Raw genomic sequence first — 18,292 nt, 5'->3', positions numbered from 1 at the left:
GGGTCGACCGGAATGGCTATTCGACGCAACAAGATTACAGTAGTAGGTGCGGGATTCACGGGTGCTACTACTGCTTTGATGCTCGCCCAAAAGGAACTCGGAGACGTTGTATTGGTGGATATCCCCCAACTCGAGAATCCAACGAAGGGGAAGGCGCTTGACATGCTGGAGGCAAGCCCGGTGCAAGGGTTCGACAGCCAGATTACAGGTACCTCCAACTATGAAGATACGAAGGATTCCGACATCGTCATCATTACGGCGGGTGTAGCGCGGAAGCCGGGCATGAGCCGGGACGATCTCGTCAACACGAATGCAGGCATCGTGAAGTCCGTCTGCGAAAATGTGAAAAAATACTGCCCAAATGCTTACGTTATCATTTTGAGCAATCCGGTCGATGCGATGACCTACGCCGCATTTGAGACGCTTGGCTTCCCGAAGAACCGCGTCATCGGTCAATCCGGCGTCCTGGACACGGCTCGTTACTGCACGTTCATCGCGCAGGAATTGAACGTGTCGGTGGAAGATGTCCGCGGGGTCGTGCTTGGCGGACATGGCGACGACATGGTGCCGCTCGTTCGGTACACGAATGTCGGCGGCGTGCCGATTGAGAAGCTGATTCCGCAGGAGCGCATTGATGCGATCGTGCAGCGCACCCGCGTAGGCGGCGGCGAGATCGTGAACCTGCTTGGCAACGGCAGCGCCTACTATGCGCCGGCGGCATCGCTGGTACAGATGACCGAAGCAATTCTGAAGGACAAGAAGCGCATTCTGCCGGTCATTGCTTACCTGGAGGGCGAATATGGCTACGACAAGCTGTTCATGGGCGTATTGGCCGTACTGGGCGGCGACGGCATCGAGAAAGTGATCGAGATTGACTTGACGCCGGAAGAGCGGGTGGCCTTGGACAAATCGGCTGAATCCGTGCGGAATGTTATCAAAGTTGTCGCCGGATAAATCGAAATTGTGACAAATATTATAGCGATATACAGAAAGATGGTCCGAAAATGGCCATCTTTCTTTGTGTTCAGAGGGAGAGTCTAGTATAATAGGAAGCAAAATTACATACATAACATGACTATGGAGGGAATGTTCCTTATGTACACGGCTCTTGTACTTTTGCATATCCTGGGCGCAGTCGCAATGGGGATTTATGCGGTCATCCCGTTTGTCGTCAATAAGCTGAAGCTCGTGTCGGCATCGGGACAGGAGGGGCTGCTGCTTGGCGTTCATTCCGCGAACCGGATTGCCCAATATGCGCTAATCGCGCAATTTCTGACGGGCGGCTATATGATTGGCAAAGGCAGCTATTCCATGCTGTGGATTATTTTGACGATGGTCGTGTTCCTCGCCATCGCCGCACTGGGCGGAATTATGGGCAAGCAGATCAAGGTTGCGCTGCAGTCGGCGAAGGCCGGCCAGAGCAATACGGCGGCCATTGACAAGACGCAGATGTTCGCCACGCTCGTCTTCATCCTGTTCATCATCATGGTTATTTTGATGGTCTACCGGAACATTTAATCCGAAGCGGAACAGGCAGGGCCGTCCTGTACGTCATGCAGCATGACGTACGGGACCGCCCTTTTTTCTTGCCAATCGCTCTATTTTTTCAACACCATATCGCGCACCATTTCAAGCGCTTTTTCTTTGCCGAGCGGGAATGTTCCTAACGACCATGTTGAATTGTCCAACATATAGACGTGGCCGTTTTTGGCTGCCTTCAGCTTGCCCCACAGCCCGGATTTTTGCATGTCATCCAGTTTTTTTTGAGCCACTGCCAGATTATCTCCATACAGCCCCAAGAAAATATAGTCCGGATCGAACTTGAATAGATTTTCAAGAGATACAATTTCGACGCTTGACTCCGTCGGCGCTCCTTCGCCCATCGGCAGCTTCAAATCTGAGAACAAGACGTCGCCGAGCAAAGCTTTTCCGTAAATCCGGTATTGCGACGCATTTGTCACGTACAGGGCAAACGTCGCGTCTCCCGTGACGGCTTTAATTTCATCGCCGATTTGCTTGGCCTTCTTTTCATATTGAGCAAGCCATTCATTCATTTCCTTTTCCTTGCCAAGGATGCCGGCCATCTCGGGGAAGCGTTCGCGCCACGTGTAAAAATCGCCCTCCAACTGAACTGTCGGCGCAATTTGCGTGAGCTGATCGTACAATTTCTCCGTGCGGCCGCTCGTAATAATCAAATCCGGATTGAGCGCCATTACGTCTTCCACCTTCACGGAGCCGGCATCCACCAGGGTTACTCCTTCCAGCTTGTCCTTCAAGTAATCGGGCAGATCCGGGCCGGCAGACGACATAATCGGCTTGATTCCCATAATCAATAATTCTTCAGTGGCATAGGCAAGGTCGACGACGCGTTGGGGGTTCACCGGAATTTTCACTTCGCCGCGCGATGTGTTGACCACCTTGAAGTCGGCTTCTTGCGTGGATTCCGCCTTTTGTTGCTTTGTTTGGTGATCCTCTGACTTCTGTTCCTCCGCTGCCTTCTCATTCTGCTGAGCTGCGCTCTCCTGGCTGCCTGTTGCCTGGCCTTCCTTTTGGCCGCATCCTGTAAAAATAAGTGCCAATACCAAAATTAATGTTACGCTTATCAATCGTTTCATCATATCGGTTTTCCTCATTTCTTCTCTATTTTTATTGCTAGGCGGTCCCTTGGGAACACTCGTACATGACCTATGTCTTGGTCTTCATTAAAAGGTAGAGAAAGTAGGGCGCGCCCAGTACGGTGATAACGATGCCGACCGGAATCTCCGTCCGGCTCAGGACATTGCGCGACAATAAGTCTGCCGCCAGCAGCAGCAGCGCCCCGATCAAGGTCGCGGCCGGAATCAGAAGCTGATGCTTGGGCCCGACCAGCTTGCGGGCGATATGAGGGGCAATCAGGCCGACGAAGCCAATGCCGCCGCCTGCAGCCACACAGGCCCCGGCCAATCCGGCGCTGGCAAAAATCAATTTGCCGCGTTCCCGTTCGACGCGCAGGCCGACGCCGGTCGCCAGCGGGTCTCCGAGCTGAAGCACATTGAGAGAACGCGCCTTCCACATGGCATAGGGAACGAGCACCAATATCCAAGGCAGAATCGCAATCACGAACGCCCAGCTTGTGCCCCACAGGCTGCCCGCGAGCCAGACTGTGGCATACATGAAGTTGGCGTTGGCTAATTTCAAAGATATGAACGTATTGACTGCGCCGAGGCCGGCAGAGACCGCGATTCCGACGAGAATGAGCCGGATCGGGGTGATGCCTTGCTTCCAGGCCAGCGTAAAGATAAGCAAGGCCGTTGCGCCGGCGCCGACCAACGCGAACAGCGGAATGGTCATTGTCGGCAATACGCTCTTGATCTCCTTCGTCTCGAACACCAAATACATGAAGAGCACAACCGCCAGCCCGGCTCCGGCGTTAATTCCGAGAATTCCCGGATCGGCCAGCGCATTGCGCGACAATCCCTGCAGGATGACACCTGATACCGCCAGTCCGCAACCGATGAGCAGCGCAATGACCATGCGCGGCATCCGGAATTGGAACAGGACGGTCTCCTGCTGCTGGGTTCCGCCGCCGAACAGCGTCTTCACTACGTCAAGCGGAGACAACGGGATCGAGCCTGAGTTCAGGCTGATGAGAAATACCGCAATAATTATCGCGGCCAGCAGTCCCAGCACAAGGGAGGCTCGTCCATGCGGGGTCATACGCAACGGCCGCATCACAGGGCCCTCCCTTCTGTACGCGCCAGATAGAGGAAGAACGGAACGCCGATGACGGCGGTAACCGCCCCTATCGGTGTCTCATAAGGCGCGTTGAACCATCTGGCTGCAATGTCTGCATAGGTGACGAGAACGCCGCCGAATACGGCGGAGCAAGGAATAATCAGCCGATAGTCGACGCCGACGAGCGACCGCACCATATGCGGGATGATCAGCCCTACGAAGCCAACTCCTCCCGCCACCGATACGGCGGCGCCAGTCATGAATAAGACGACGATCGTGCACAGCGTCTTAATCAGTACGGTGCGCTGCCCCAGTCCGGCGGCTACTTCCTCGCCGAAGCTGAGCAGGGTAATATCCCGCGATAGCACTATCGCCATCGCCAGGCATACCGCGCTTACCGGGAGCAGCATCTCTATCGCGTCCCACCGGACCATGGTCAGTCCGCCGGCCGCGAAGAAGCTGATGTCTTGCGCGATGTTGAAATAAATCGCCAGCCCGGAGGCTAGCGCTCCGAACAGAGAGCTTACTGCAGCTCCGGCCAGGACCAGCTTGAGCGGCGACATCCCGCCCGGGGACAGCGCGCTGATGGCGTAGACGATCATGACTCCCGCCGCCGCGCCGGCAAAGGAGAAGATGACCATTTCAAAGTAGCTTAACGCCGGCAACACAATCATGGCGATGGCAATCGCCAGACCCGAGCCTTGAGACAGCCCCATAATCGATGGGGTGGCCAGCGGATTGCGGGTAATGCCCTGCATGATGGCGCCTGATGCCGCCAGGCACGCGCCCACCAATATTCCGCTGATCGCTCTTGGCATCCGCAGCTCGTAAATGAGCAGTTGGGAAGCCGAATCGGTATTGAACCCCAACATCAAATCCAATACATCGTGGTAGCCTGCGTCTGCAGCGCCATACGAAATGGAAACGACAAAGCCTGCTGCAAGCAGTATCGCCCCAAGAAGGATCAGCCCGACTGCGATCATAAGGCGAGAGAATCGGACGGTCCCGGTGAGAGGAGGATGGACCGCTTCATCTGCTTGCATTTGTGCAACCCCCTTTATGTATAAAAATGCAATGCCGAAGCGGCTATGGGATGGACCGTCGATATTACAAATGATATTGAGAATCATTATCGATCAAATCCAAAGCCTATTTTATCAAAGGCGGTTATTCTGTCAAGAGGTTTTTGAGAAACCGACGGGGACACAACCCTCAATTTTGCTAGCGCTTATTGCGCCAAGTCATTTGTAGCGGTATATGATTGCGGGTATAATAAGCATAAATTTCAGAGTTGTATTCTGATACAGCAGGTGATGGAATGTCCAGCTCGCTCATAACGAGGAAAGCGCTTGCAACCTCGCTCAAGGAACTGATGAACGACCACCCTTTCAATAAAATTACGGTCAAGCATATCGTGGATCGCTGCGGCTTGAACAGGCAAACGTTTTATTACCATTTTCAGGACATTTACGATTTGCTCGGCTGGGTGTACCAATCTGAAGCCGTCGAGAGCATCGCCCACTATCGAAGCTATAGCACATGGACGCAAGGATTCCGCAGAATTTTTCACTATATCGAGAACAACAAAGCATTTTGTCTCAACACGCTTAACTCATTGGCAAGGAACCATCTCGATCATTATTTGTACAGCGTCACGATGGGCTTAATGATGGATGTGGTGAACGAAGTCTCGGATCGAATGAAGGTTCGGGAAGAGGATAAGAAATTTATCGCCAATTTCTATGCGCTTGCCTTTACCGGCCTCGTGATTCAGTGGATGGAGAACGGAATGAACGAGAATCCGGACCGGATGATCCAAAAATTGAACGAGCTGTTAGAGGGCAATTTCGCCAAAGCGCTGCATCGCTATGAGCATAAGCCCCAGTAAGCGAGGCTGCCTCTCGCTAGAAAACTATACATTTTATTGCGAATGACAAAAAATCATACAGCCGCCGCATATTGATTATTCCGCGGGCCGTCTTCGTGTAATACAGTTAGTTTGCTGAGGAACACAAGCAATCATACCAATGGAGGCGACGGTTATGAGCACGGAGTACAATACCAAGCAAGTCTATTTTGTCGGTGGCGGAATCGCGTCACTCGCAGGTGCTGCTTTCCTCGTTCGAGACTGTGATTTCCCTGGTTCCCACATTCATATCATGGAGGAAATGAAAATACTCGGCGGCAGCAACGACGGCTCCGGCAATGGCGAGCAAGGATATGTCATTCGCGGGGGCCGCATGCTCAATGATGAGACCTATGAGAACACTTGGGATCTGTTAAGCTCGATCCCTTCTATCGACGATCCGGCCAAATCCGTCCGAGACGAAATTATCGAGTTCGATACGGCTCATCCGACGCATTCGAATGCGCGTCTCGTCAATAAGCACGCCGAAGTCCAGGATGTGACGTCAATGGGCTTCGATATGGCGGATCGAATCGCGATGTCCAAGCTCATTATGACGCCGGAAGAGAAGCTGGGCACAGCCCGGATCCAGGATTGGTTCGGCCCGCATTTCTTCGAGACGAATTTCTGGTATATGTGGGCGACCACGTTCGCATTCCAGCCTTGGCATAGCGCCGCCGAACTCAAACGATACATGATCCGCTTCATGCATGAGTTCCCGCGAATTCATACGCTTGAAGGGGTGACGAGAACGCCATACAATCAATATGATTCCCTTACGGTTCCGCTCCACCATTATTTGACGCAGCATGGCGTCGATTTCAATATGAAATGCACGGTGACCGATCTGGATTTCAAAGAAGGCCGCGGCATTACGGTAACGAAAATTCATTATGTCAAAGAAGGTTCGCCGGGAACGATAGAACTCAATGACGGCGATCTTGTCATCGTGACGAACGGGTCGATGACGGAGGGCTATAGCCTTGGCTCGATGACGTCTGCCCCAAGCTTGAACGGCAAGGGAAGCTCGTGGAAGCTATGGGATCGCATCGCCGCGAAGAAGCCCGGATTGGGCAATCCTTCTTCATTCGACGACCATATCGAAGGCTCGAAGTGGGAGTCCTTCACCGTGACCTGCCAGGACTCGAGATTTTTCGATCGGATGGAAGCCTTCTCACGCAATAAGGCAGGAACAGGCGCTTTGGTCACGTTCAAGGAGTCCAGTTGGCTGATGTCGATTGTGCTGGCGCATCAGCCGCATTTCCGGAACCAGCCGGAGCATGTCCGCGTGTTCTGGGGCTACGGTCTGTTCCCGGATAATGAAGGCGACTATGTGAAGAAAAAAATGTCGGACTGCACCGGCGAAGAGATATTGACGGAGTTGTTAAATCATCTTCATTTCCATGAGGATATGGATGCGATGATTCAGACCGCCAACTGTATTCCGTGCATGATGCCGTATATTACGGCGCAGTTCATGCCGCGAGCGATCGGCGACCGGCCGCAGGTCGTCCCGCAGGGCTCTACGAATCTGGCCTTCGTCGGGCAATTCTGCGAGATTCCGAACGACGTCGTCTTTACGGAAGAATATTCTGTCCGAACGGCAAGAATCGCTGTATATACGCTGTTGGGCATCAATAAGCCGATCGCCCCGATTAACGAGTATCAATATGATATTAGAACGCTGCTGAATGGGCTGGTGACGTCCTTCCGGTAAGAAGCGGCGTGAAGAGCTAAGGCCGGCCTGACAGGCAAAGAGAGCGCATTCCGGGGGAATGGCGCTCTCTTTGTTGTCCTTGCGAAGCTGCTTGCTTATTTGGGTGCAGGGGGCGCCATCGGAAAGAAGGAACCGGTCATAATATAACGCCAGACATCGCGGAATACATGGGCGCGCTGCAGCGCTGTCAGGACGACGAGGGCGATGATGCCGACAAAAATGCCGATCACCCCGAGCAGATGAAGTCCCGCGAACAAAAAGATAAGCAGCATAAGCGGATTCAGTCCGATGCTGGAGCCGTACACCTTCGGTTCAAAGGCATGCCGCGTCACGAGAATAACCGGCCATAGCACCAGAAGACCGGTCCCCAGGAACAAATTGCCTTCGATGAAGGAGAACACCGCCCACGGGACGACTATGGCGGGGATCCCGATCAGCGGAATCAGATCGACGATCCCGCCGATAATCGCGATCGTGAAGGCATACTCGACGCCAAGAACAAGCAGCCCGACAAAAAAGACGAGTGCGGTAATGCTGGATAAAATAATATGTCCCTTCACGTATCCGAAAATGGCATGCTGCAGATCGCCGATTACGACGCCAATGGAGGCGCGCACCCGTTCGGGCACCATCTGCTTGCTCGCCGTCGCCAGCGAATTCCACTGCTTGCTGATGAGATAGGTAGCGACCATAATAATGACGGTGATCACAGCCAGCTTGGGCAGGAACAGCACGCTCGCTTTAATAAAGTTGAATAAGTAGGCGACGAGAGCCGAGCCGGTCGTCGCGATCGTGCTCGTATATTTCGACAAGGACGATTGCAAGTCGATCGCTGTCAGCGTCTCATTCAGATCGGACAGGATAGCTTGGAATTCAGCGGAATGATAGTAATCATTCAGCCAATTCCTCCACTCCGCGATCTGCTCCTGCACGAGGCCCACGATATGCCAGGACTCCGATACGATCTTGGTCGTGAAGACGAAGATCGCGAAGGTAATGATCGAGCCGAACAGCAATATAGAGGAGGCTACGGCCGTCCAGCGCGGGAACCTCCATTTTTGCTCCAAAAACCGGACGAGCGGGTTCATCATATAGGCCAGCAGCCAGGCAATCAGGAACGGGTAAATTATCCGGAAGCCATAATAAAATAGCAGGATAGCCCCGAGTGTGACGATGGTTACCCATATGCCGCGAAAAATGCGATGAACCAGTGTAACATTGAATAATGGCATGGCGTTCTTCCTTTCTTCCTATCCAACGGCGACAATTTTCGCTGTATTTTTTACCTTAATTTTAACAGACCGCGGGATGATTTCCAAAACTATCGCCAGTCTGCGGGATAGGGAGGAGGAACTACGTGAGCCTAGCTGTCGGACAACGACATTTCGTCCAGCGTCATGTCGAAGCTTGGCCCGAGGCGGGTAAGGACATAGTCGATTTCCTCCAGGCCGAGCGCCCGCAATTTTTGCTCGGTCTGCCGCCGGGCCACATCGAATTCCCGGTTGCCCGCTGCCGCTTCGCTTCCGCATTTGAAGTAGGCGTCGAGCAGATCGGCAGCCTTCACATAGCGCTTCAGTTCCTCATCCAGCGTCTGATCGATGAGCGGCGCATAGGCCGTCTGCAGCTCAGCCGGAATCATGCTGATAAGCCGCTCTGCAGCCAATTGCTCGATCTCGCGGAAATTGGCCAGAATGCGCGTATTATGGTGCTTGACGGGCGTCGGAATATCACCCGTGAACACTTCCGTCGCGTCGTGGAACAGCGCCATCATGACGGCCCGGCCTGTGTCCAGCGCTTTTCCGTACACCTCGTTCCCGATTGTGCACAGCATATGCGTCGTCATCGCGACGTGGAAGCTGTGCTCGGCGACGTTCTCCTTCGTCGTATTGCGCATCAGGCTCCAGCGCTCGATATGCTTCAACCGATACATATAGGCAAAAAAATGATGTCCGTGCGGACGCCCGGCTTGGGCCTCGTCCTTGGTTGGATCCATAGGTTCTCATCCTTTCCGGCATCGCATCGAGCTCCGGGTAACTTCGTCCGAATGTCTTCGACAGACGCTCCTATTATGCTATTATATTACTATAGGAAGCGGATTCACGCCGCATGCGGCATGTCGAATCGGCCGAAGCAGAGAAGATAGAGAGGAACCCGACAGACAGCCAGATGACTGCAGATAGATAGCGGGATATTCGAAGAGAGGGGCTTGGGTTTGCTTATGAAATCGTTTTTGCAGAGCGTATATGATTTGATCGTGGAGACATCAACCAATCTGCCGGGCGATGTGCGCAAGGTGATCCGGGAAGCGCAAGCGCGCGAGGACGCTGCAACGCGCGCCGGACTGTCCTTGGGCACGATCGCCCGCAACATTGTAATGGCGGAGACGAAGGTATCCCCCATCTGTCAGGATACCGGCATGCCGACGTTCATCGTGCATACTCCGGTAGGCGCGAATCAGATCGTCATGAAGCGGGAGATTCAGGAAGCGGTCAGCCGCGCGACGAAGGAAGGCAAGCTCCGTACCAATTCCGTCGATTCCTTGACGGGAGCGAACAGCGGGGACAATCTCGGCCCGGGAACGCCGGTTATCCATTTCGAGCAGTGGGAGCGCGGCGACATCGAGGTGCGCCTCATCTTGAAGGGCGGCGGCTGCGAGAACAAGAACATCCAGTACAGCCTGCCGGCCGAGCTGGAGGGCCTGGGCAAGGCCGGCCGCGATCTCGACGGCATCCGCAAGTGCATTCTGCATGCGATCTACCAGGCTCAGGGGCAGGGCTGCAGTGCAGGCTTCATCGGTGTCGGCATAGGCGGTGATCGGACGACGGGCTACGAGTTGGCGAAGCAGCAACTGTTCCGCCGCGTAGATGATACGAATCCGATCGCTGAGCTGCGGCAATTGGAAGAATATATTTTGGATAAGGCGAATCAGTTGGGCATCGGTACGATGGGCTTCGGCGGCGAGGTGACGCTGCTCGGCTGCAAGATTGGGGTCATGAACCGGCTGCCGGCGAGCTTTTTCGTATCGGTTGCCTATAACTGCTGGGCTTACCGGCGCCAAGGCGTCCTGCTCGACAGCGCGAGCGGAGAGATTAAGGAATGGGTATACGAGCGAGGAAGCGAGCTTCCGATGGACAGCGCCGCGGAAGGTGAAGCGGCAGGAACTGCCGAAGAAGCGACAGAAGCTGCTGAAGCAGCTCCTGTGAAGAGCGAGAGCCGCCGCATCGTGCTGAACACGCCGATTTCCGAGGAGCAGATCCGCTCCCTGAAGGTAGGGGACGTCGTCGTTATCAACGGTGAGATGCACACGGGACGAGACGCGCTTCATAAATATTTGATGGACTATGATGCGCCGGTCGATCTGGACGGGGCGGTCATCTATCATTGCGGCCCGGTTATGCTGAAGGATGAGGAAGGCTGGCATGTCAAGGCGGCCGGACCGACGACGAGCATTCGCGAGGAGCCGTACCAAGGCGATATCATTAAGAAATTCGGCATCCGCGCCGTCATCGGCAAAGGCGGCATGGGTGCGAAGACACTGGCCGCGCTGCAGGAGCATGGCGCCGTCTATTTGAATGCGATTGGCGGAGCGGCTCAATATTATGCGGAATGCATGAAGCAAGTGAACGGAGTCGATTTCCTCGAATTCGGCATTCCGGAAGCGATGTGGCATCTCGATGTAGAAGGGTTCGCGGCGATCGTGACGATGGATGCGCATGGCAACAGCCTGCACGCGGACGTCGATCGCAGCTCGTTCGAGAAGCTGGCCCAGTTCAAGGACCCTGTCTTTGCATAAGCAATCATTCTTTAATCCCCGGTCGCGGACCGGGGATTTGTTTGTATGGCCCGGCCGGAATGACAATGGTCATCCGAAGGGAAGAATATCGGAGAACGCGGTTCCGTTCAGGGTTTACAAAACCTTTACATAAGACACTCTAGCCAAACGGCGCAACGGTCGGTAGGATGGAACATAGACCTACAACCTTGAGAATGAAGTGGAGAGATGCGCATGTCGCGGTTTCGCACCCGTTTGACTTTGATCTTTGTGCTGCTGATCGGGATATCCGTGACGGCAGCCGGCATTTATATGGCGTCCACCTTCAAGCACAATCATATCCGCCAGTTGGAGGAGAATATGTCCCGGGAAATTATGCTCATCGAGCAGACGCTTGCCTGGATCCAGCCGGAAAGCAGGGACGATATGGTTGCATATTACAGCGGCTGGGCGCGCAAGCTTCATGACAGCGCGGATGCCCGCGTTACCTTTATTCTGGCTGACGGGACGGTCGTCGGCGATTCCGATCATGAGGCTGCCGAGATGGACAATCACTTGGCGCGCGAGGAGATTATGAAGGCGGGGCAGGAAGGGATCGGCTCGAATATCCGTTATAGCGAGACGCTGGGGCAAAATATGCTCTATGTCGCCATGCCCGTGCATACGAACCATTTTGACGGGTATATACGTCTGGCGATGAGCCTGGCGCATGTCGAGAGCAGCGTGAGGGCGCTGTGGGCGTATTTGGCGCTAGGCCTGGCGGCATTATTCGTTATCGCAGGGATCGTCAGCTACCGGATTGCCTTCAATCTGACGCGTCCGATCGAGAATATGACCCGCGTCGCGATGCGCATCGCCCAGATGGACTACAAGGCGAGGGCCCAGGCTGCGGGGAAGGACGAGATCGGGCAGCTAGGGACAGCTATCAATGCGATGGCGGAGAGCCTCCAGGTGCAGATGTCGCAAATCCGCGAGAACGAGAGCCGGCTGCAGACGGTCATGGAGCATATGATCAATGCGATCGTGATGGTCGATGCGGAAGGCAAGGTTGCGCTGTTGAACCGGAAGGCCGAGCATATTCTCGGCATCCGAAGCAGGGAATGGCTCGGGCGTCCGTTCAGCGAAGTCAGGGCGCCGTATGAGATGCAGCAGATGATGGCCGAAGTCGAGGAGAAGAAGCAGCTGCGCCATGACGAGATGACGATTTATTATCCGGAGGAGCGTCTGCTGGATGTTACGGTCGTCCCGGCCTATTTCACCGATCAGGAATGGGCGGGCATTTTGCTGGTGATGCAGGATGTCTCGGAGATCCGGCGGCTGGAGCGAATGCGGACTGAATTCGTGGCGAATGTGTCCCATGAGCTCAAGACGCCGATTGCCGCAGTCAAGGGCTTCGCCGAGACGCTCCTGAATGGGGCGATGCATGATCCGGAGATCGCGAAGTCCTTCCTGCAGATTATTCAGGAGGAGAGCGAGCGTTTGAACCGGCTTATCGGCGACATTCTGGAATTGTCGAAAATCGAAGCGAAGCGGGCGGTGCTGCAATTTTCACCGGTGGAGCTCGGGACCTTCCTCGAGCATACGGTGGAGATGCTTCGCAAGGAAGCAGGCAGCAAGCGCATCGATGTCCGGCTGGATGCCGAGACGGATCTGTATGTCGAGGCGGATGAGGATCGGCTGCGCCAGATTATGCTCAACCTGCTCTCCAACGCGATTAACTATACGCCGGAGGGCGGACAGGTGAAGATAGGTGCTGTGGCGCTGCATGACCCGGACCAAGAGGAACGGATCAGGTTGATGATTACCGATACGGGCATCGGCATTCCGAAGAAGGATGTGCCGCGCATCTTCGAGCGCTTCTACCGGGTAGACAAGGCTCGCTCCCGCGTATCGGGAGGCACGGGGCTGGGGCTCTCCATCGTAAAGCATCTCGTCGATGCGCACAGAGGAACGATCCGGGTAGAGAGCGAGTTGGGCGTAGGCACCACCTTCACCATTGAGCTTCCCGTGCTTCAGGAGTGGTCGCCGGGCGGGTCAGAGCAATAAGCGCGGGTATCAACTTGCCATGCCCGCCCTGCCTCCGTGCCGCAGTGAAAAAAACGTCGCCGCGGCACGGGGAAGTATGTTACGATATGGTTGCGAGTTAAGCGTGAATCGGTAGAGGCACAAGGGATAGGAATTGACTTTCGGAGGATAATTATGTCTGAACGAAAAGTATTAGTCATCGAAGACGAACCGACATTGGCGCGGCTATTGTCATATAATCTGACCTTGGAAGGGTACGATACGACGGTGATCGACCACGGCTCCCAGGGGCTGCAGGTGGCGCTGCACCGCAAGTTCGACCTCATTATACTGGATATTATGCTGCCGGGCATGAACGGATTCGAGGTGCTGTCCAAGCTGAGACAAGCTGGTGTCCGCACGCCCGTCATCATTTTGACGGCGCGTAATGCGGAGGAAGAAGTCGTGCAGGGCTTGAAGTGCGGGGCGGACGACTACATTACGAAGCCGTTCGGCGTGGCAGAACTGCTCGCGCGCGTCGGCGCCGTGCTGCGCCGCGCATCGAGCGACGAGCCGATCGAGCAGGAAGATGCGGACGACAAAGTCATTGCGATTGGCGATCTGCGCATTTATCCGGAGAAGTATGAAGTGACGCTGCATCAGGAGCTGATCCCGCTGCGGCCGAAGGAATTCGAAGTATTGCTCTACCTCGTCCAGCGCCCGGGCATGGTCATTACCCGGGACGATCTGATGAATGCGGTATGGGGCTTCGATTACATCGGCGGACAGCGGACGGTCGATGTCCATGTCAGCTCGCTGCGCAAGAAGCTGGAGATGAACCAGCGCTCTGTCCAGATCGATTCCATTCGGGGCGTCGGTTACAAATTGGTCCATCATAAGAAGGCCCACCGCACCGACGAATAAGGCGCACAATCCATTTTCGACTGGGAGATGGATTCTTTTTTTGTCTGGATAAGGCAACGACGGCAGCCAGCTCCGAAGAGCAGGCTGCCGTCATGCGTTCTCTTCGCTAGCGCGACGCTTAATCCTCATATGGCTTCGCTAGGGCTCCCCACCAGAATACGGCCGCGATGGACAAGGCCGCGATAAGGAGCGGCGCCGCAAATATAAGAAAATTCGTCATGTCTGTACCTCCTTATCGTGGGGTCTTCTTGCCCTTGACATAGTTCGCGTCGAACAGGAACAAGCGCAGGAGCAAGAACAGCGACGGGATCAGGACGAGCAGGCCCAGGATAAATACGGCAATCAGAGCCGTCGCCATCGCCGGATTGGTGAAGCTGTCATAAATGTTGACGTACGGATACAGTACATACGGCAAATGGGACGCGCCGTAACCGAACCAGGCGAACCCGAACTGCAGCACGACGCAGAGGAAGGCCCAGCCGTAATTGCGGCGCTTCCAGACCAAGTAGACGGCGATCAGGAAGAACAGGAACGACAGGATGAACATCCAGGCGTTCGTAATCATATTGTTGAAGTGCTCCGCATTATGATCTTGAATCGCATAGAAGACGAAGAGGCTCGCCAAGATGGTCGGCGCCGACCAGAAGAGGGCGTACTTCCTGACAATCTCGAGCGCCCCGTTGTCCTCCGCCTTGGCAGCGTAGTAGGTCAGGAACATGGCCGAAATATAGAGCACGCTGACCAAGGCGAGGAAAATAACCGAATACGGATAAACATTGGTGAACAGCTTGCCGACATGGAAGGTCACCTTGCCCCCTTCCTCCGAAATATATCCGCCCTCCGAGATAGCCAACACGGTGGACAACGCAGCCGGAATTAGCCAGCCGCTCACCCCGTACAAAAACATATAAATCCGGTTGTTCTTGACCCCATAGTTGCTGAAGGCATAATAGGAGCCGCGGACAGCGAGCAGGATGACGGCGATACTGCCAGGCACGAGCAGGGCGGTGCCGTAATAATAGGCCGCATCCGGGAAAAATCCGACCAGGCCGATGTAGAAGAAGACGAGGAACACGTTCGTCACTTCCCATACTGGCGACAAGTAGCGTTCAATAATATTGTGAATGATATGCCGTTTGCCTGTAATCGTGCTGACATAGCTGAAGAACCCGGCGCCGAAATCAATCGACGCCACGATCAGGTAGCCGAACAGAAAAATCCACAGCACGGTCATCCCGAGCAGTTCGTAATTCATCGCTTCATGCCCCCTTCCATGCCGTTCGCCTCCAATTCCGCTTCGGCCGGATTGTGGCGGAACATGCTGCGCAGCACCTTGACGGCCGTAACGCTGAGTACCAGATAGAGAAGCGTGAACAGCACCAGCATCGTATCGACATGCTCGGACGTCGTCGCGCCTTCTTCGACGGTCATGATTTTCCACAGCACCCATGGCTGCCGTCCGACCTCCGCGAACATCCACCCTGATTCAATCGCCAGGAAGGCGAGCGGCGCTCCGGCCACGATCGCATACAGAAGCAGGCGGCTGATTGGCTTGCCGGTCTTGCGGCGGCGGTACTGCCAGACGACGTACCAGAGCGAGACGACGGTCAGGAAGATTCCGATGAACACCATCGAATCGAAGAAATAGTGTGTGGCCCGCAGCGGCGGCCGTTCATGCTCGGGCACCTCATTCAGCCCTTGGACGACGGTATCCGGCGTCCCTCCCGCCAAAATGCTCAGCGCAAACGGGATCTTGATCGCGAACTTCACTTCATTGTCCTTCGTCAAGATGCCGCCAAGAATCAGCTCCGCACTGTCCTTCGTCTCGAAGTGCCATTCCGCGGCAGCCAATTTCTCCGGCTGGTATTCATGCAAATATTTTCCGGACAGATCGCCGATGGCGGCCGAAGCGACTGCGAAGATAAGGGCGGACGTCATCGTCAGACGCAGCGCCTTCTTATAGTACACATGGCTGCGTCCGCGCAGCATCGAGACCGCGGCGATGGCCGCGAGCAGGAAGGCGCTGGTGACATACGCGGTCACGAGCACGTGGCTCACCCGCGTTGGCATCGATGGATTGAACATCGCCGCCAGCGGCTGGATGTTCGTCATCTGCCCGTTGACCCAGTCGAAGCCCTGCGGCGAATTCATGAATGAGTTCACGGTTGTGATGAAAAAGGCCGAGGCCGATGATCCGATCGCTACTGGAACAAGCAGCAAAAAGTGGTACATCCGGTTTTTGAAGCGATCCCATGTATATAAGTAAATGCCAAGAAATATCGCCTCCACGAAAAAGGCGAACGTCTCCATAAATAACGGGAGCGCGATCGCTTGCCCGGCGACCTTCATGAAGTTCGGCCACAGCAAGCTGAGCTGCAGCCCGATGGCGGTCCCGGTGACCACGCCGACAGCTACCGTTACGGTGAAGCCCCTGGCCCAACGGCGGGCCAGCAATAAATAATGCGGGTCATTGCGCTTAATGCCGATCCATTCCGCCAGGGCGATCAGGAGCGGCACTCCAACGCCGATGGTCGCGTAAATAATATGCACGAACAAGGTCAAGCCGGTCAAAATGCGGCTGAACAATACCGGGTCATACGAGTACATGTCCTCTTTCCCTCCTCAACAGAAATGCAATGCCGTATTTTCAGAACGTTGTGAACAGTCAACCTACCGCGTTAGAAAAAACGCCGTATGAACGAGAGGAGCATAATGATGCCCACTGCAAGGGAGACAACGATAAGCCACTTCTCTTGTTTTTGAATCCGGTTTGCCTGTTTATTGTCCGATTCCATCGACAGATACCCCTTTCGTTGTGCAATCTTCATAAAGCTGGAATGTTGTCTATGATCCATATCACAGACTTACCTATATCGTACTCAAATGGTGTGATAATTTTCACAACAATTGTGATAGAGCGATGAACAAGGTGTTACAAATGTTTGTCCGCATCAACTTCCGCGTTCGATTGCCTTTACAAACTCTTTACATAGCCTGGGCCAACCGTTTACATTCCCGTGCTACATTAGGACGAAAGATGCAGATTTACAATATTAACGCAAAGGGTGCTGCTATATGACGATGCCGATCTTATCTCTCATTAACCCGGGTTCTCCGCAGATCACACATCGTGGTGCTGTCTCGGAGTACGACGATTTGGTTCATGCCGCTCCGGCGATTGATCCGCGGACTCCGATCGAGGACGTCGAGGACATGTTCCTGTCCGATTCCTCGCTGCGCTGTCTTATTGTCGTGGACGGGGCGCGGCAGCCAATCGGGATCGTAATGCGCGAACGGTTCCATGAGCGGATGAGCAAGCGGTTCTCCCCTGCGCTCTATCATGAGAAGCCGGTCTCGCGGCTGACGGATCGGGACATGGCCTGCGCCGAATGGGGGACGGATGCGGCCCAACTGCTAGAACTGGCGGGGGCCCGCCCGGAGGAACGGATGTATGACAGCCTCATTATAACTAGCGGAGGGCAGTATGCCGGCGTGCTGTCTGCGAAGCAGCTGTCCGAGCTCTCTAATCGCGTGCGCCGCAATGCAGAGCGCAAGGAGAAGGCGGTTCTGCATTCGACGCTCCATGCGTTCGATTCGATCAAGGGCGAGACCGGATATGTCAGGCAGGCGGCTGCGGAAGGCAAGCTGCACGCGTCCGCAATGATGGACAAGACGCTGGCCGGGAAGACTTCGCTCGACGATGTGTCCTCCGCATTTCAGCAAGTATACGGGCAGGTGAACGATCAAGCGGCGGAAATGGAGCATCTGCGACAATATACCCAGGCTGTGGCCGATTCTATCGGCGTCATCCGCGGCTGGTCCGATTCGTGTCATATGCTGGCGCTGAACGCGTCGATTGAAGCGGCCCGCGCCGGCGAGCACGGGTTGGGCTTCCAGGTCGTCGCCACGGAGGTGCGCAAGCTGGCCATGCTGACCAAGGCGGCGACCGGCCAGATCGAAGAGACGCTGGCCCAGATGGTTCAAGCATTGAACCAGGCCGTGAAGACGGGGGAGCGCACCAGGGAGCAGGTCGTAATGACCGCATCGGGGGTAGAGGCGGCCTGCGGGCGCTTCGAACAGCTTCTGCAGGCGATCGCGCATAATCAGGAGCAGCTGGCACAGATTGATGCCTGCGCGCAGCGCATGGAGGAGCGGGCCCAGTCAGCGCATGCGGAATTGAGGCGAATGGCGGAACGGGATTGAAGACCGTACCCTGTGAAAAAACGTCGCTGGAGCACGGGAAAGTATGTTACGA

At 55.1% G+C, this 18,292-nt stretch carries 16 protein-coding genes; 8 read left to right on the top strand and 8 right to left on the bottom strand.

Annotated features, from left to right (window positions below; translation table 11 throughout):
• Nucleotides 1-12: 12 nt before the first annotated feature.
• Nucleotides 13-954 carry a malate dehydrogenase gene (gene mdh, locus FLT43_RS08640; RefSeq protein ID WP_087445263.1) on the top strand — a complete coding sequence of 314 codons (942 nt, stop codon included), beginning with the start codon at nt 13-15 and terminating at the stop codon, nt 952-954.
• A 141-nt stretch (nt 955-1,095) separates the two neighbouring features.
• Complete coding sequence (locus tag FLT43_RS08635) at nt 1,096-1,518, top strand: hypothetical protein (RefSeq protein ID WP_087445264.1); 423 nt, start codon at nt 1,096-1,098, stop codon at nt 1,516-1,518.
• Between the two features lie 80 nt (nt 1,519-1,598).
• Here FLT43_RS08635 and FLT43_RS08630 read toward each other — a convergent pair whose 3' ends face one another.
• The 3 genes from FLT43_RS08630 to FLT43_RS08620 all read right to left on the bottom strand — a co-directional run bounded on the left by FLT43_RS08630 (nt 1,599) and on the right by FLT43_RS08620 (nt 4,757).
• Nucleotides 1,599-2,618, bottom strand: coding sequence for an ABC transporter substrate-binding protein (locus FLT43_RS08630; protein ID WP_087445265.1), 1,020 nt, complete (start codon nt 2,616-2,618; stop codon nt 1,599-1,601).
• A 67-nt stretch (nt 2,619-2,685) separates the two neighbouring features.
• A complete protein-coding gene (locus tag FLT43_RS08625; protein ID WP_115057843.1) occupies nt 2,686-3,711 on the bottom strand; it encodes a FecCD family ABC transporter permease in 1,026 nt (341 codons plus the stop codon).
• Nucleotides 3,711-4,757 (bottom strand): FecCD family ABC transporter permease, encoded by a 1,047-nt coding sequence (locus tag FLT43_RS08620; RefSeq protein WP_087445266.1) that lies wholly within the window; start codon nt 4,755-4,757, stop codon nt 3,711-3,713. Before FLT43_RS08620 ends, FLT43_RS08625 begins: the two co-directional genes overlap by 1 nt.
• A gap of 275 nt (nt 4,758-5,032) precedes the next feature.
• On the opposite strand from FLT43_RS08620, the gene dhaS reads away from it, so the two are divergent.
• Together dhaS and FLT43_RS08610 are read left to right on the top strand one after the other, a co-directional pair.
• Nucleotides 5,033-5,602, top strand: a complete 570-nt coding sequence (gene dhaS / locus FLT43_RS08615) for a dihydroxyacetone kinase transcriptional activator DhaS (RefSeq protein ID WP_087445267.1) — start codon at nt 5,033-5,035, stop codon at nt 5,600-5,602.
• Nucleotides 5,603-5,756: 154 nt separating this feature from the next.
• A complete protein-coding gene (locus FLT43_RS08610) occupies nt 5,757-7,337 on the top strand; it encodes an oleate hydratase (protein WP_087445268.1) in 1,581 nt (526 codons plus the stop codon).
• A 95-nt stretch (nt 7,338-7,432) separates the two neighbouring features.
• Here FLT43_RS08610 and ytvI read toward each other — a convergent pair whose 3' ends face one another.
• On the bottom strand, nt 7,433-8,569 hold the full coding sequence (ytvI, locus tag FLT43_RS08605) for a sporulation integral membrane protein YtvI (protein ID WP_087445269.1): 1,137 nt from the start codon (nt 8,567-8,569) through the stop codon (nt 7,433-7,435).
• 131 nt (nt 8,570-8,700) lie between these two features.
• Nucleotides 8,701-9,330: a 5'-deoxynucleotidase gene (gene yfbR / locus FLT43_RS08600; protein ID WP_087445270.1), complete on the bottom strand. Its 630-nt coding sequence runs from the start codon at nt 9,328-9,330 to the stop codon at nt 8,701-8,703.
• A gap of 225 nt (nt 9,331-9,555) precedes the next feature.
• On the opposite strand from yfbR, the gene FLT43_RS08595 reads away from it, so the two are divergent.
• The 3 genes from FLT43_RS08595 (at nt 9,556) to FLT43_RS08585 (ending at nt 14,037) form a co-directional block, all read left to right on the top strand.
• Complete coding sequence (locus FLT43_RS08595) at nt 9,556-11,130, top strand: fumarate hydratase (protein ID WP_087445271.1); 1,575 nt, start codon at nt 9,556-9,558, stop codon at nt 11,128-11,130.
• A gap of 213 nt (nt 11,131-11,343) precedes the next feature.
• Nucleotides 11,344-13,155, top strand: coding sequence for a two-component system histidine kinase PnpS (pnpS, locus tag FLT43_RS08590; RefSeq protein ID WP_087445272.1), 1,812 nt, complete (start codon nt 11,344-11,346; stop codon nt 13,153-13,155).
• A gap of 153 nt (nt 13,156-13,308) precedes the next feature.
• Nucleotides 13,309-14,037, top strand: coding sequence for a response regulator transcription factor (locus tag FLT43_RS08585; RefSeq protein ID WP_087445273.1), 729 nt, complete (start codon nt 13,309-13,311; stop codon nt 14,035-14,037).
• Between the two features lie 118 nt (nt 14,038-14,155).
• Here FLT43_RS08585 and cydS read toward each other — a convergent pair whose 3' ends face one another.
• The 3 genes from cydS to FLT43_RS08575 are packed head-to-tail and all read right to left on the bottom strand — an operon-like array spanning nt 14,156 to nt 16,644.
• Complete coding sequence (cydS, locus tag FLT43_RS30810; RefSeq protein ID WP_373994940.1) at nt 14,156-14,257, bottom strand: cytochrome bd oxidase small subunit CydS family protein; 102 nt, start codon at nt 14,255-14,257, stop codon at nt 14,156-14,158.
• Between the two features lie 12 nt (nt 14,258-14,269).
• The gene (locus tag FLT43_RS08580) at nt 14,270-15,292 is read right to left on the bottom strand and encodes a cytochrome d ubiquinol oxidase subunit II (RefSeq protein WP_087445274.1); all 1,023 of its coding nucleotides are present in this window, start codon (nt 15,290-15,292) and stop codon (nt 14,270-14,272) included.
• Nucleotides 15,289-16,644: a cytochrome ubiquinol oxidase subunit I gene (locus tag FLT43_RS08575; RefSeq protein WP_087445275.1), complete on the bottom strand. Its 1,356-nt coding sequence runs from the start codon at nt 16,642-16,644 to the stop codon at nt 15,289-15,291. The genes FLT43_RS08580 and FLT43_RS08575 overlap by 4 nt, the downstream gene beginning before the upstream one ends.
• 468 nt (nt 16,645-17,112) lie before the next feature.
• On the opposite strand from FLT43_RS08575, the gene FLT43_RS30490 reads away from it, so the two are divergent.
• Nucleotides 17,113-18,240: a methyl-accepting chemotaxis protein gene (locus FLT43_RS30490; RefSeq protein WP_087445276.1), complete on the top strand. Its 1,128-nt coding sequence runs from the start codon at nt 17,113-17,115 to the stop codon at nt 18,238-18,240.
• Nucleotides 18,241-18,292: the final 52 nt, after the last annotated feature.

The organism is Paenibacillus thiaminolyticus (genome assembly GCF_007066085.1).
Lineage (GTDB): Bacteria > Bacillota > Bacilli > Paenibacillales > Paenibacillaceae > Paenibacillus_B > Paenibacillus_B thiaminolyticus.
Note: the sequence above shows the minus strand (reverse complement) of the source record. Positions and strands in the feature narration are given on the sequence as shown.

What these genes read in the sequence shown, in the direction of transcription:
- mdh (WP_087445263.1), top strand. Translation starts at nt 13, where the DNA reads ATGGCTATTCGACGCAACAAGATTACAGTAGTAGGTGCGGGATTCACG.
- FLT43_RS08635 (WP_087445264.1), top strand. Translation starts at nt 1,096, where the DNA reads ATGTACACGGCTCTTGTACTTTTGCATATCCTGGGCGCAGTCGCAATG.
- FLT43_RS08630 (WP_087445265.1), bottom strand. Translation starts at nt 2,618, where the DNA reads ATGATGAAACGATTGATAAGCGTAACATTAATTTTGGTATTGGCACTT.
- FLT43_RS08625 (WP_115057843.1), bottom strand. Translation starts at nt 3,711, where the DNA reads ATGCGGCCGTTGCGTATGACCCCGCATGGACGAGCCTCCCTTGTGCTG.
- FLT43_RS08620 (WP_087445266.1), bottom strand. Translation starts at nt 4,757, where the DNA reads ATGCAAGCAGATGAAGCGGTCCATCCTCCTCTCACCGGGACCGTCCGA.
- dhaS (WP_087445267.1), top strand. Translation starts at nt 5,033, where the DNA reads ATGTCCAGCTCGCTCATAACGAGGAAAGCGCTTGCAACCTCGCTCAAG.
- FLT43_RS08610 (WP_087445268.1), top strand. Translation starts at nt 5,757, where the DNA reads ATGAGCACGGAGTACAATACCAAGCAAGTCTATTTTGTCGGTGGCGGA.
- ytvI (WP_087445269.1), bottom strand. Translation starts at nt 8,569, where the DNA reads ATGCCATTATTCAATGTTACACTGGTTCATCGCATTTTTCGCGGCATA.
- yfbR (WP_087445270.1), bottom strand. Translation starts at nt 9,330, where the DNA reads ATGGATCCAACCAAGGACGAGGCCCAAGCCGGGCGTCCGCACGGACAT.
- FLT43_RS08595 (WP_087445271.1), top strand. Translation starts at nt 9,556, where the DNA reads ATGAAATCGTTTTTGCAGAGCGTATATGATTTGATCGTGGAGACATCA.
- pnpS (WP_087445272.1), top strand. Translation starts at nt 11,344, where the DNA reads ATGTCGCGGTTTCGCACCCGTTTGACTTTGATCTTTGTGCTGCTGATC.
- FLT43_RS08585 (WP_087445273.1), top strand. Translation starts at nt 13,309, where the DNA reads ATGTCTGAACGAAAAGTATTAGTCATCGAAGACGAACCGACATTGGCG.
- cydS (WP_373994940.1), bottom strand. Translation starts at nt 14,257, where the DNA reads ATGACGAATTTTCTTATATTTGCGGCGCCGCTCCTTATCGCGGCCTTG.
- FLT43_RS08580 (WP_087445274.1), bottom strand. Translation starts at nt 15,292, where the DNA reads ATGAATTACGAACTGCTCGGGATGACCGTGCTGTGGATTTTTCTGTTC.
- FLT43_RS08575 (WP_087445275.1), bottom strand. Translation starts at nt 16,644, where the DNA reads ATGTACTCGTATGACCCGGTATTGTTCAGCCGCATTTTGACCGGCTTG.
- FLT43_RS30490 (WP_087445276.1), top strand. Translation starts at nt 17,113, where the DNA reads ATGACGATGCCGATCTTATCTCTCATTAACCCGGGTTCTCCGCAGATC.